Origin of the sequence: Streptomyces sp. CWNU-52B (assembly GCF_047444975.1) — a bacterium.
GTDB lineage: Bacteria > Actinomycetota > Actinomycetes > Streptomycetales > Streptomycetaceae > Streptomyces.
On record NZ_JBLFJV010000028.1, the window covers coordinates 59,723 to 72,401 of the forward strand.

Annotated in this window: 11 protein-coding genes; 3 read left to right on the forward strand and 8 right to left on the reverse strand. The window is 71.7% G+C overall.

From position 1 onward, the window contains the following. Nucleotides 1-39 precede the first annotated feature (39 nt). A complete protein-coding gene (locus tag ACLVWQ_RS26270; protein WP_414111641.1) occupies nt 40-399 on the forward strand; it encodes a winged helix-turn-helix transcriptional regulator in 360 nt (119 codons plus the stop codon). 160 nt (nt 400-559) lie between these two features. Here the strand turns inward: ACLVWQ_RS26270 and ACLVWQ_RS26275 are convergent, their stop codons facing one another. From ACLVWQ_RS26275 to ACLVWQ_RS26295, 5 genes are all read right to left on the reverse strand, one after another. Continuing rightward, complete coding sequence (locus ACLVWQ_RS26275) at nt 560-1,087, reverse strand: NUDIX hydrolase family protein (RefSeq protein ID WP_414111725.1); 528 nt, start codon at nt 1,085-1,087, stop codon at nt 560-562. A 184-nt stretch (nt 1,088-1,271) separates the two neighbouring features. Next, nucleotides 1,272-2,336, reverse strand: a complete 1,065-nt coding sequence (locus tag ACLVWQ_RS26280; RefSeq protein ID WP_414111642.1) for an iron-siderophore ABC transporter substrate-binding protein — start codon at nt 2,334-2,336, stop codon at nt 1,272-1,274. Beyond that, nucleotides 2,336-4,300 carry an ABC transporter ATP-binding protein gene (locus ACLVWQ_RS26285; RefSeq protein WP_414111643.1) on the reverse strand — a complete coding sequence of 655 codons (1,965 nt, stop codon included), beginning with the start codon at nt 4,298-4,300 and terminating at the stop codon, nt 2,336-2,338. The genes ACLVWQ_RS26280 and ACLVWQ_RS26285 overlap by 1 nt, the downstream gene beginning before the upstream one ends. After that, nucleotides 4,297-5,991, reverse strand: a complete 1,695-nt coding sequence (locus tag ACLVWQ_RS26290) for an ABC transporter ATP-binding protein (RefSeq protein WP_414111644.1) — start codon at nt 5,989-5,991, stop codon at nt 4,297-4,299. Before ACLVWQ_RS26290 ends, ACLVWQ_RS26285 begins: the two co-directional genes overlap by 4 nt. 217 nt (nt 5,992-6,208) lie before the next feature. Continuing rightward, nucleotides 6,209-7,555 carry a lysine N(6)-hydroxylase/L-ornithine N(5)-oxygenase family protein gene (locus ACLVWQ_RS26295; RefSeq protein WP_414111646.1) on the reverse strand — a complete coding sequence of 449 codons (1,347 nt, stop codon included), beginning with the start codon at nt 7,553-7,555 and terminating at the stop codon, nt 6,209-6,211. A gap of 86 nt (nt 7,556-7,641) precedes the next feature. Here ACLVWQ_RS26295 and ACLVWQ_RS26300 point away from each other — a divergent pair, with 86 nt between their 5' ends. Then, nucleotides 7,642-8,589: a methionyl-tRNA formyltransferase gene (locus ACLVWQ_RS26300; protein ID WP_414111647.1), complete on the forward strand. Its 948-nt coding sequence runs from the start codon at nt 7,642-7,644 to the stop codon at nt 8,587-8,589. Between the two features lie 41 nt (nt 8,590-8,630). Next, the gene (gene argB, locus ACLVWQ_RS26305; protein WP_414111726.1) at nt 8,631-9,503 is read left to right on the forward strand and encodes an acetylglutamate kinase; all 873 of its coding nucleotides are present in this window, start codon (nt 8,631-8,633) and stop codon (nt 9,501-9,503) included. A gap of 92 nt (nt 9,504-9,595) precedes the next feature. Here argB and ACLVWQ_RS26310 read toward each other — a convergent pair whose 3' ends face one another. From ACLVWQ_RS26310 to ACLVWQ_RS26320, 3 genes are all read right to left on the reverse strand, one after another. Beyond that, on the reverse strand, nt 9,596-10,504 hold the full coding sequence (locus ACLVWQ_RS26310; RefSeq protein ID WP_414111648.1) for an ABC transporter ATP-binding protein: 909 nt from the start codon (nt 10,502-10,504) through the stop codon (nt 9,596-9,598). A 4-nt stretch (nt 10,505-10,508) separates the two neighbouring features. Next, entirely contained in the window at nt 10,509-11,528 is a 1,020-nt protein-coding gene (locus tag ACLVWQ_RS26315; protein WP_414111727.1) for a FecCD family ABC transporter permease, read from the reverse strand. Nucleotides 11,529-11,632: 104 nt separating this feature from the next. After that, a complete protein-coding gene (locus ACLVWQ_RS26320) occupies nt 11,633-12,640 on the reverse strand; it encodes a FecCD family ABC transporter permease (RefSeq protein ID WP_414111649.1) in 1,008 nt (335 codons plus the stop codon). Between the last annotated feature and the right edge of the window lie 39 nt (nt 12,641-12,679).

Consider the following 12,679-nt stretch of genomic DNA (forward strand, 5'->3'; position numbering starts at 1 on the left):
TACACTGCAACGAAATCAGGTATCGCCGAGGAGACCGACGTGAACCCAGCAGAGCTCGATGACGACGGCCGCCGTCTGCTCAACCAGTTGTTCGGCAAGTGGTCTCTGCTGGTGCTGGACGCGTTGTGCGAGCGCCCCCGGCGCTTCAACGAACTTCGGCAGCAACTCCCGGCCGTCACACCGAAGTCCCTGACGGCGTGCCTGCGGCGGCTGGAGCGCGACGGCATGGTCGAGCGCGTGGTCGTGTCCACGGAGCCGGTGGCGATCGAGTACGGGGTCACCCGCCTGGGCCGGACACTGAGGCCCCCGCTGGAAGCCATGATGGAGTGGTTCGTCGACCACCTCGGAGATGTCGAAGCCGCCCGCTCCGGCTACGACGAGCAGCGCCCGTCCAGCTGACACGTCCGTCCGCAGGTGCGGGGTCGGGTCACGCCGCCCACGCCGATCGCGTGCACGCATGCCCATCTGAACGCACGCCTGCCCGAACGCAAACCGCCCGAACGCACGCCCCGGTGGCGCACGTCCGGGCAGCGGACAGCGGGGCGGCGCCCGCCAGGGTTCAGAACAGGCAGCCCACATGGGCGAGGGCCTGCTTGAGCAGGGCGCCGTGGCCGCCGTTCATCTCGTTGAGGACCATGGCGGACGAAGCCTCCTCGGGGCTGAACCAGACCAGGTCGAGCGCGTCCTGACGAGGGCGGCAGTCGCCGGTCACCGGGACGATGTAGGCGAGGGACACCGCGTGCTGGCGGGGGTCGTGGAACGGCGTGTCGCCCAGTGTGGGGAAGTACTCGGCGACGGTGAAGGGCTGCAGCGAGGCCGGGACCCGGGGCAGTGCGACCGGTCCGAGGTCCTTCTCCAGATGGCGCAGCAGTGCGTCCCTGACCCGCTCGTGGTGCAGCACCCGGCCCGAGACGAGTGCGCGGCTGACGCCACCGCCCGAGCCCATGCGGAGCAGTAGTCCGATGCTGGTCACCGCGCCACTGTCGTCGACGCGCACCGGCACGGCCTCGACGTACAGGATCGGCATGCGGGCGCGGGCCTGCTCCAGGTCGTCGCGAGTCAGCCAGCCGGGCGTGGTTTCGGTCATGTCAGACATTGGTTGATCATACTTTCAGCGTCTGGTGTCGCGAGCGTGTCGCCCGACACAACGGGGTCCGGGGGCGGACGTCCGGGCCGGACGTCCGTGGTCCGGGGTCGAGGTCCGGGGCCACGGAAGGTCCGTGCCCCCGGATCTTGTATCCGCTGGTCCCCGCCGTAACCGCGAGGTGACCTTAGGAAGTCGGTTCGGTCACCTTCGTGGCGGTGTCGCCGTCCACGGCCGCGGCCAGCTGCGGGACCAGGCGCTCCAGCATGTACGGCAGGCTCAGCACGGAGACGAAGGACACCGAGTTGCCGTAGTCGCTGGACTCCTCGACCAGCACCTCACGGCCCTGCTTCACCACGTCGAGATCGGCGTAGAGCGCGTTCTTGTGGAGTTTGGCCTCGTCCTTCGCCCGGTCCGTGACGATCCAGACGACGGCGTCGGTGTCCAGCAGGTCGGTGCGTTCCTTGCTGATGTTGGCGCCGAACTTGTCCCCGATGACCTTGTCGAGGTCCGTCGGCAGTTCGAAGCCGAGGTCCGTCAGGACCCGCGAGCGGGAGTCCTGGCTGCCGAAGACGAAGGTGCCCTCGTACGGCGTCGCCATCACGGCGCTGGCCCCCGCGAAGTCCGGATGGTCCTTGGCGGCGGTCGCGAAGTCGGACTGGACGCCCTTCACCAGGTCCTTCGCCTCGGACTCCTTGCCGAGCGCCTTGCCGATGATCTCGGTCTGCTGCTGCCACGGCACCCCGAAGTCGTTGTACTGCTTCGGCTGGGCCACGACCGGGGCGAACTTCGAGAGGGTCGTGTACTGGTCCTTCGTGAGACCGCCGTAGACGGCGAGAATCAGGTCGGGCCTGAGCTCGGCGATCTTCTCGGTCTGCGGACCCGTGCCGGTGTCCTTGAGCACGGTCGGGACCTTCCCGCTGCCCAGTTTGTCGGTGGCCCAGGGGCCGATGGCGCCCTTGTAGCCGCCGAGCCACTCGGTGGTCCCCACGGGCACCTTGCCGAGAGCCAGTACGGCGTCCTGGTCGGTCAGCCCGACCGTGACGATCCGCTTCGGCTCGGACTTGACGGTGGTACTGCCGTATTTGTGGGCCAGGGTCACCGGGAAGGCGCTGTTCGAGGACACGGACTTGTCCGAACCGGCCGCGTCGGAGTCGTCGTCATCGGAGCCGCAGGCCGCTGCGGTGCTGAACAGGAGGAGCGCGGAGGCGAGCGCCGCGACAAGGCGTGCGCCTCTGGAGGAGCCGGGCATCAGTGGTCCTTCACGGTGGTGGTGTCAGGGCTGGTGGTGTCGGGGCGGTGATGGTGCGTGGGGGTCCGGTCGGCCGGGCCGCGGGTCCCGGACCACGCCGCCCACAGGGAGGCGTAGGGGCCGGCCGCGGCGCACAGCTCGTCATGGGTGCCGCTCTCCACGATCCGGCCGTCGTGCATGACGACGATCCGGTCCGCGGTGGCGGCCTGGGTGAGGCGGTGCGCGACGATCAGCGCCGTGCGGCCCTCGACCGCCCGGTCGGCGGCCTGCTCCAGGAGGCGGGCGCCGGTGCTTCCCGCTTCCGCCGTGGCCTCGTCCAGTACGGCCACCGGCGGGTCGGCGAGGACCAGGCGTGCCAGGGCGAGCTGCTGGACCTGGGCGGAGGTGAGGCGGTGCCCGCCGTCGCCGACGACCGTGTCCAGGCCCTCGGGCAGCGCGTCGGCCCAGTCGAGGGCGTCCACCGTGGCCAGCGCCGTACGCAGCTCGTCGTCACCGGCGTCGGACCGCGCGAGACGCAGATCGTCCGCGAGCGGTCCGGCGAAGACATGCGTCTCCTGGGTGACGAGGGCGACGGGCAGGCCCTTCCCGGACGCGCCCTTCCCGGACGCGCCCTTCCCGGACGCGCCCTTCCCGGACGCGCCGGTGCCGGTGCCGGTGTCGGAGTTGGTCTCGGGGCCGGTGGTCACGTGTACCGCGCCGGATGTCGGACGGTGCACGCCCGCGATGAGCTTGGCCAGTGTGGTCTTGCCCGCGCCGCTCACGCCGACCAGGGCGACCCGTTCGCCCGCCCGGAGTGTGAGGTCCACGTCGTGCAGGACGGGGCGGCCGGGCTCGTAGGAGTGGTGGATGCCCGTCACGGTGACGGTGCCGGGGCCGTCACCGGCGGCGGTGGCAGGGGCGGTGGTTTGCGCGTCCGTGGACGACGGCTCGTGCGACGGCTGATCGGCCACCCCGACGAGCCGGGCGAGTGCCGCGGTGGCCGACTGCGCGTCGTCCAGGAGGACCAGCGCCGAGTTGACCGGCGTGAACAGGCTGTGGAAGTAGAGCGCGGCGGCGGTGGCCGTGCCGATGGACACCGACCCGCCGCGCACCAGCAGGAACCCGGTGACGAGGACCGCCGCGAGTCCTGCGTACTCGGCCACGTGCAGCCGGTTGTAGAAGTCGAGCACCAGCCGTACGCCACGCAGTGTCAGCTCGACCGCCGCCGCCGACCGCCGGGTCACCCGCGCGGTGTGCTCCTCCTCCAGGCGGAACGCCCGTACGGTGCCGGCGCCCGCGACGGTGTCCAGCAACTGCTGCTGCTGTGCCCCCGTCGCGATCCGCTGCTCGGCGTAGAGGGGCACGGCGTTGCGTACGTACCAGCGGGCGGTAGTGGCCTGGACGGGCACCGCGACGAGCGCCGCGAGGAAGAACCGCCAGTCCAGCGCGGCCATCGCCACCAGGGTCAGCGCGATGGCCAGCAGCGAGCGGGCCAGTTCGGGCAGGGCCGAGCGCACCGCCTCGCCCACCACCGAGACGTCCCGGGTGACCCGGGCGGTGAGGTCGCCGGCGCCCGCCTTCTCCACCTGTTCCAGGGGCAGCCGCAGGGCCTTCTCGACGAACCGCTCGCGCAGTTGGGCGAGGACGGTCTCGCCGAGCCGGGACACGAGGGACAGCCCCAGCACGGTGGTGCCGCCCTGCGCGAGGGCGACGAGGACCAGCAGGACGACCGGCAGGGTGATGCTGCCCGGCGGACGGTGGTCGGCGACCAGGTCCACGATGCGGCCCAGCAGCGGCTGGACCAGCAGGCCGACGGCGGTCGCCACGACCATCATGGCGAAGCCGCCGAGGGCCGACCTCCGGTGCGGGCCCATCAGTTCACGTACCGCCGCACGGGTACGGGCCTGGGTCGCCGTGGGCAGCAACTCCCGCCGGTCGGCGCCCTGTTCGCGGGAGGCCGGAAAGTCGTGGGTGGTGCCGCTCATGACAGTACCGCCGCTCGGTAGGTCTCGTGACGGGCCGTCAGCTCCGCGTGCGGGGCCGTGTCGGTGATCCGGCCGTCGACGAGCAGCACCACCCGGTCGGTCACGGAGAGCAGCGCGGGGCTGGTGGTCACCAGCACGGTGGTGCGGCCCTTGCGGGCCTCGCGCAGTCCGGCCGCGATGCCCGCCTCGGTCACCGCGTCGACCGCCGTGGTCGGATCGTGGACCACCAGGACGGCCCGGTCGGCCGCCAACGCGCGGGCGAGGGCCACCCGTTGGCGCTGACCGCCCGAGAGGGAGCGGCCGCGCTCGCTGACCGCGGTGTCCTCGCCCTCGGGCAGGGTCTGCGCGACCTGGGCCACCCCGGCCGCCGTCATGGCGGGTTCGGGGTCGCCCGACTCGGGGGCGGCGGCTGTGACGTTGTCGCGGACGGTGCCTTCGAAGAGGTCCGCGTCGTGCTCGGCCACCAGCATCACCGTACGCATCTCGGCCGGGTCCAGGTCCCGCAGGGACACGCCGTCCAGTTCCACCGTGCCGGCGTCGGGGTCGCAGCGCCGGGCCAGACAGCGCAGCAGATCGATGGCGTGGGCGGGGTCGGTCGCGACCACGCCCAGCAGTTCGCCGGGCTCGATGTCCAGGTCCACCTCGCGCAGCCCGCCATGGCTGAGGCCGGCCAGTCGCACGGCGCCGCGCACCGGCTGGGGCAGGCCGCGGCCGCCGGCCGTGACGCCGTGCGCGGTGGCCAGGACCTCCGCGACCCGCCCGGCCGAGGCGCGGCCCTGGGCGAGTTCGGCGTTGACCCAGGCGAGCACTTCGAGCGGGCCGACCAGGAAGAGCGCGAGCCCGACCGCCGACACCAACTGGCCCAGGCTGATGGTTCCTTCGGCGGCCAGCCGTCCGCCGACCAGTGCGACGACGGCGATCAGGCAGCCGGTCAAGGACAGCACCATGCCGCTCTGGAAGGCCTGTGCGCGGGCGGCCTTCAGCGTGGCCTGCAGGGAGTCGCGGCTGGTGGTGCGGTAGCGGGCGATGGCCGCCGACTCGCCGCCGATGCCCTTGAGGATCCTGAGGCCGGCCACCAGATCGGCGGCCACAGCGGAGGCGTGAGCAGCCCGCTCCTGCTCGGCCTCGCTGCGGGTCTCCAGGGGCTTGCTCAGCAGGTGTCCGAGCCAGAGCAGTACGGGCGTGCCCAGCAGGACCACGAGGCCGAGCAGGACCGACGTGCGCAGCAGGACGAAGGCGCAGGTGAGGATGCCCACCAGGGAGGCGATCCCGTACATCACGGCCGTGTTGACGCTGCCGACCCGCTTGGCGTCCTCGGTCGCGATGTTGGCGAGGGCCCCGGGCAGCCGGCCGTCCTCGGCGCCACCGCCGGGGTGCAGGACCCGTCGTACGAGGGCGATGCGCAGGGAGTGTTCGGCCCGTGCCGCGGACCGGTCGCCGGCCCAGGCGCCGAGGCGGAAGGAGAGCGCCAGGGCGACGTAGACCACGGCGAGTACACCGAGCCAGAGGAACAGGGCGCCGGTGTCGGAGCCGGTGACGGCCCGGTCGATCACGACCCCGATCAGGACGGGGACGAGGGCTTCCCCTACTTGGTGTCCGGAGCCGAGCAGCGAGCCGAGAGCGACATCGCGGCGCTGCTCCCTGACGGACTCCCGCAGGACGTCACGTCCCGACGGATATGTAGGACTCACCCGCAACCCCTCCGGGATCGGACGAAGAAAACTTAGGTGAGGCTACTCTAAGTTGCTGACCATGGCACTGCCCAGTGAGGGCCGCGGTGTACGTGTGCGGTGGTGCGGGAGCCGCCCGCCCGGGGCGACGGCACGTGGATCCGTGACGCCGCACCCGGGCCGGGCGATCGACCCCCGTGGCCGATCCCCGTGGCCGGCCTGTGTCGACCGGTCGGTGTCAGCCGGTCCGCGCCGCCAAGTCGTCCGTGCGGTGGGCGATCAGGGAGTCGAGGATCTCCCCGGACCGCACCGCCGTGGTGGACAGCAGGGTCGAGGTGAGACCGTGCGTGTGCTCGGTCGCACCTTGCAGATAGATGCCCGCGGAGATGTCCGGAGTGAGCTCGACACGGTGGTCGCGCCCGACGCGTACGGCGTCCTTGTCGTCCCGCAGGCAGAGCTTCGCGGTTCTCCCCAGGAGGCTGTCGAGGTCTCTGGGGCGGTAGCCGGTCGCGTGGACCAGCACGTCCGCGGAGATCACCTCCCGTTCCCCGGTGGGGAGATACTCGACGGTGACCTCCAGATGGTCGTCGAAACCGCGTACGTCCCTGATGCGGGACACGTTGCGCAGCTGGAGCCGCTCCCTGCCCTGGACCTTCTCGCGGTACATCGTCGCGTACAGCGACTCGATGAGGTCCATGTCGACCACCGAGTAGTTGGTGGAGCGGTGGTAGTCGACCAGGGACTGTTTCACCTCCGGCGTGGACCGGAAGTACACGTCCACGGCCTCCGGGTCGAAGATCCGGTTGGCGAACGGGCTGTCGTCGGCCGGCGTGTACCCGTACTTGGCGAAGATCGCGCAGATCTCCGCCTCGGGGAAGGAGCGGTGCAGGTGGTCGAGCGCCTCGGCGGCGCTCTGGCCCGCGCCGAGCACCAGGACGCGGCCGACCGAATCGCCGGAGGCGTTCAACTCCTTCACGCGTGGGACGAGTTGGCTGTTGTGCCAGATGCGGTCCGACAGGGCGGTGTCGGGCGGCAGGTGCGGCTCCAGGCCGACGGCCACCGAGATGTTCCGGGCCCGTCGGGTGATGGTCCGCCCGGGTGTGCCGGGTGCCCCGGGTACGCGGCTGACGACGTCCAGCCAGCGGATCTCGCCGTCCGGCCCCGTCACCGGCTCGACGGACACGACCTCGTCGGAGTAGTCGACGAGATGCGCGACCCTGGCGGCGGCCCACTCGAAGTACTCGTGGAACTCGATCCGCAGCGGGAACAGCGTCTTCGCGTTGAGGAAGTCCACCATCCTGCCCCGCTCCCGCAGGAAGCACAGGAAGCTGAAGTCGCTGGTCGGGTCGCGCATGGTGACCAGGTCCTTGAGAAAGGAGACCTGCATCGTGGCGTCTTCGATGAGCATTCCCCGGTGCCAGCCGAAGGACGGCTGACGCTCCAGGAATCCCGCGCGGATCCGCTCCTCCGGTGCGGCTTGGGCGTTGTGTTCCTCAACCGCGATGGCCAGTGCGAGATTTGACGGCCCGAACCCTATACCGAGCACGTCAAGGACGGCGTCCGGCTCGTCGTGCAGTGCGTTCACCGCAACTTTTCCTTCCCCTAGACGCCACTGATGTTAAATAAGGTTAGCCTTACCTTGCAATGGTGTGTCCTAAGAGAGGATCGACTATGCGGGTCGTCATGTTCGGGTACCAGACCTGGGGGCATCGCACCCTCCAGGCTCTGCTGGAGTCGGACCACGAAGTGGTCCTGGCCGTCACCCACCCCAAGAGCGACCACGTGTACGAGAAGATCTGGGACGACTCGGTGGCCGACCTGGCCGCGAAGCACGGTGTGCCGGTGCTGCTGCGCAACCGGCCCGACGACGCCGAGCTGCTCACCGCTCTCAAGGACGCGGAGCCGGACCTGATCGTCGCCAACAACTGGCGTACCGTGCTGCCCCCGGAGGTCTTCGACCTGCCGCCGCACGGCACGCTCAACATCCATGACTCGCTGCTCCCGGCGTACGCGGGCTTCTCCCCGCTGATCTGGGCGCTGATCAACGGCGAGCGGGAGGTCGGTGTCACCGCCCACCGGATGAACGCCGAACTCGACGCGGGTGACGTCCTGTTGCAGCGCGCCGTGCCGGTCGGCGCGGCCGACACCGTCGCCGACCTGTTCCACCGCACGGTCGACCTGATCGGCCCGGTCGTGAACGAGTCGCTCGACCTCATCGCCTCGGGCCGCGCCCGGTGGATACCGCAGGACCGCAGCAGGGCCAGCTTCTTCCACAAGCGGTCCCTGGAGGACAGCCGGATCGACTGGACCTGGCCGGCCGAGGACATCGAGCGGCTCGTACGGGCCCAGTGCGACCCGTACCCGAACGCGTTCACCCACCACCGCGGGCAGCGGATCAGGATCGTCGAGTCCGCGGTGTCCGAGGGCCGTTACGGCGGTACACCGGGGCGGATCTTCATCCGGGAGGGCGACGGAGTGGTCATCGTCGCGGGCGCGGAGGCGAGGAACGGCCGGCTGCGCGGGCTGGTCGTCAGGCGCGTACGCACCGAGGACGGGGCGGAGCACGCGGCGACCGACTACTTCCGCACGATGGGCGGCTACTTGACGGCCCGCGCGTGAGCGACACGGCGGTGAGCGAGGCCGCCGTCGCCTCGGCGGACCTGACCGACGCGCCCGGCGCGGCCGAGCGCCTCGCGTCGTTGGAGCCCCTGCGCGGTCACACGGTCGTCGTCAAGTACGGCGGCCACGCGATGACCGACGACACGCTCCGGCGGGCCTTCGCGCAGGACGTCCTCACCCTGCGCGGAGCGGGAGTCCGGCCGGTCGTGGTGCACGGCGGCGGCCCGCAGATCGCCGCCCACCTGGACCGGCTGGGGCTCACGTCCCGCTTCCTGAACGGGCTGCGGGTCACCACTCCCGAGACCATGGAGGTCGTACGGATGGTGCTGTCGGGCAAGGTCCAGAAGGACCTGGTCGGCCTGCTGAACGAGCACGGGCCGCACGCGGTCGGTCTCAGCGGCGAGGACGGACACACCCTCACCGCCGTCAAGCGGTACGCCGAAGTGGCCGGTGAGCGCGTGGACATCGGGCTGGTCGGGGATGTGGTGAAGGTCAACACCGCGGTCGTACGCGTCCTGTTGGAGAGCGGCCACATCCCGGTGGTCTCCTCCGTCGGCCGGGGCGAGGACGGGCAGGTCTACAACGTCAACGCGGACACGGCGGCCGGCGCGCTGGCCGCCGCGCTGGGGACGCGCGCCCTGGTCGTCCTCACCGACGTACCGGGGCTGTACGCCGACTGGCCGGGCAGCGAGCGGGTCGTCGACCGGATCGGTGCGGGGGAGCTGGCGCGGCTGCTGCCGGGGCTGAACGGCGGTATGGGTCCCAAGATGGAGGCGTGTCTGCGGGCCGTGCGGGGCGGGGTGGGGGTGGCCCGGGTGCTCGACGGACGGGCGCCGCACGCGCTCCTCGACGGGCTGGTCGGCGGCGGGACCGGCACGACGGTCCTGCCGGATGCCGGCGCCTGCGGCGGCTGAACGGTCCTCGTTCGTCTGCGGGTGCGTCGTGGCTGGGCGCGCGGTTCCTCGCGCCCCTTTGGGGGGCGCCCCTTTCGGGGCGGCCCCCGAATTCAGTCGGTTGCCGCCACTTCCAGCGGGGCGCCGTGGTGGCGGCCCATCGGGATGACCAGGGGGGTGCCGCTGACCGGGTCCATCGTGATGCGGCAGGTCAGGTCGAAGACGTCCGCGACCGTCTCGGCGGTGATGACCTCGGCCGGGCTCCCCTCGGCGACGACCTTCCCCGCCTTCATGGCGACGACGTGATCGGCGTACCGGCAGGCCTGGTTGAGGTCGTGGAGCACCATGACGACCGTACGGTTCTCTCGGCGGTTGAGGTCGGTGACCAGGTCCAGGACGTCGATCTGATGGGCCAGGTCGAGATATGTCGTCGGCTCGTCGAGGAGCAGGACGGGCGTGCCCTGGGCGACGGCCATGGCGATCCAGGCGCGCTGGCGCTGACCGCCGGAGAGTTCGTCCACGGGCCGGTCGGCGAGGTCCGTCATGTTGGTGGCGGCCAGCGCCTCGTGCACGGCCTGCTCGTCGGCCTTCGACCACTGCCGCCACCAGGTCTGGTGCGGTGAGCGCCCGCGGTTCACCAGGTCGACCACGGTCAGGCCCTCGGGCGCGACCGGACTCTGCGGCAGGATGCCGAGACGCTGGGCGAGTTCCCTGCTCGGGATGGACTGCAGGGCCCGGCCGTCGAGGTGGACGGCGCCCGCCTTCGGCGCAAGGAGCCGGGCCAGCGCCCGCAACAGGGTGGACTTCCCACAGGCGTTGGCGCCGACTATCGCGGTGATCCGGCCGGGCGGGACCGCCAGGTCGAGGCCGTCGACCACCACGCGGTTGTCGTACGCCAGCCGCAGCCCGCTCGCCCGCAGATCGGGGTCCGGGTCGGGGGCCGACAGGGGGCCGGGGGACACGGGGTCGTCCGACGCGCGGTCGGTCGACAGGGGCTCGGCCGACGTGGGATCTGCCGACATGGGATCAACCTCCTGAGCCCGCGCGGTTGGCGCGGACGAGCAGCCAGAGCAGGACCGGTGCGCCGAGCACGCCGGTGACGATGCCGACCGGCAGTTCCGTGCCGGAGACGAGGGTACGGGCGATGAGGTCGCCGCCCAGGACCACGAGCGCCCCGGTCAGTCCGGAGGCGACGGTGGGCGGCCAGGCCGTGCCGGCCAGCCGTTGCGCGATCTGCGGTGCGGCGAGCGCCACGAAGGCGACGGGCCCCGCGGACGCGGTGGCGAAGGCGATCAGACCGACACCGGTGAGCAGGATGGCGAGGCGTACGGGCTGTACGCGCGTCCCGAGGCCGGTGGCCACGTCGTCGCCGAGCTGGAGGGTGCGCAGCAGCCGGCCGAGCAGCAGTGCCGTCGGCAGCAGCACGAGCAGCGCGAAGGCGAGCGGGCCGACCTGCCCCCAGGTGCGGTTGTTGAGGTTGCCGACCAGCCAGCCGAGCGCCGCCTGCGCCTGGAAGCGGCCGCCCCTGGCCACGAGGAAGTCGGTGGCGCTGGTACAGATCCAGGCCACGCCGATGCCGACCAGGATGATGCGGTAGCCGGTGGTGCCGCGCCGCCAGGCCAGCGCGTACACGGTCAGGGCCGTGACCAGGGCGCCGAAGAGGCCGAGGGCCTGGGTGCCCAGGCCGCCGTCCCAGCCGAGGACGATGCCCGCGACCACCGCGGTGCCCGCGCCCTGGGTGAGTCCGATCATGTCGGGGCTGGCCAGCGGATTGCGGGTCATGGTCTGGAACAGCGCGCCGGAGACCCCGAACGCGATGCCGGCGAGCAGCCCCACCAGGGCGCGGGGCAGGCGCAGTTCGCGCACCACGAGGACGGTGCCGGGGTCGCCGGAGCCCACCAGGGCCCGTACGACGTCGCTGAAGCCGATCGGGTAGTCACCGGTGGTCAGGCCCCAGCAGAACAGGACGAACGCACCGGCGGCGAGCACCAGGGACAGGGCCACCAGCCGGGGCCGGAAGACCCCGGAGACGGGCGGCAGGGTCATCCGGAAGGTGCGGAAGCGCACGGAGCCGGCCGTACGCACCGTGCCGGAGACGCCGGTGGGGCCGGTGGAAGGGGACTTGAGGGGGGTCTCGGGGTTCGGCACGCTCATACCTCCGCCAGGTTGCGCCGGCGGACCATGGCGATGAAGAACGGACCGCCGATGAAGGCGACCAGCACGCCCGCCTGGATCTCGGTGGGCCGGGCCACCAGGCGTCCCAGGATGTCCGCGGTGAGCAGCAGGATGGGCGCGAGCACCGCCGACAGGGGCAGCAGCCAGCGCTGGTCGGGGCCGATGCCCGCCGACTGGGCGAGCACCCGGGCCACATGGGGCACCACCAGGCCGATGAAGACGACCGGGCCGATGACCGCGACGGCGCCCCCCGTCAGCAGGGTGATCGCGGCGACGCCGGCCAGCCTGACCAGTCCCAGGCGTCGGCCGAGCGAGGCCGCGACGTCGTCGCCGAGGGCCAGGCTGTTGAGGGCCGGGGCGCAGGCCAGCGCCAGCACCGCGCCGACGACGAGGAACGGCAGCACCCGCGCGACCATGCCGTTGTCCGCCTCCGCGAGCGAACCGGCGGACCAGAAGCGGTACTTGTTCAGCGCGTCCACATCGGTGAGCACGATGGCCTGGGTGAACGACCACAGCATCGAGGTGACGGCGATCCCCGCGAGCGCCAGTTTGACCGGGGTCATCCCGGACCGCCCGAGACCGCCCAGCAGATAGACGGCCACCGTGGCGATCAGCGCTCCGGCGAACGCGAACCACACATACCCGTACAACGAGTTGACGCCGAGCACGCCGACGGCCAGCACGATGGCGAAGGACGCGCCGGCGCTGACCCCGAGGACTCCGGGGTCGGCGAGCGGATTGCGGGTCAGGGCCTGCATCAGTGCCCCGGCCAGCCCGAGCGCCGCGCCCGCGGTGAGCCCGAGCGCGGTGCGGGGCATCCGCGCCGACCAGACGACGTTGTCCACGAAGCGGCTGGGCGCGTCACCGAACAGGGCCCGGATCACCTGGTCCGGCGGGACGTTGGCCGCGCCGAGCGCCAGTGAGAGCAGGCAGAGCACGGCCAGGACGGCGCCCAGCAGTGTCACGAGAAGGACAGGGCGCACTCTCTTGCCCGTCACCTTGCGGTCTCCAACGGCCAGCTC

Bases quoted from the DNA above. Each gene is read 5' to 3' on its own strand.
- ACLVWQ_RS26310 (WP_414111648.1), bottom strand. From the start codon at position 10,504: ATGTCGGCAGATCCCACGTCGGCCGAGCCCCTGTCGACCGACCGCGCG.
- ACLVWQ_RS26280 (WP_414111642.1), bottom strand. From the start codon at position 2,336: ATGCCCGGCTCCTCCAGAGGCGCACGCCTTGTCGCGGCGCTCGCCTCC.
- ACLVWQ_RS26315 (WP_414111727.1), bottom strand. From the start codon at position 11,528: ATGACCCTGCCGCCCGTCTCCGGGGTCTTCCGGCCCCGGCTGGTGGCC.
- ACLVWQ_RS26275 (WP_414111725.1), bottom strand. From the start codon at position 1,087: ATGACCGAAACCACGCCCGGCTGGCTGACTCGCGACGACCTGGAGCAG.
- ACLVWQ_RS26300 (WP_414111647.1), top strand. From the start codon at position 7,642: ATGCGGGTCGTCATGTTCGGGTACCAGACCTGGGGGCATCGCACCCTC.
- ACLVWQ_RS26285 (WP_414111643.1), bottom strand. From the start codon at position 4,300: ATGAGCGGCACCACCCACGACTTTCCGGCCTCCCGCGAACAGGGCGCC.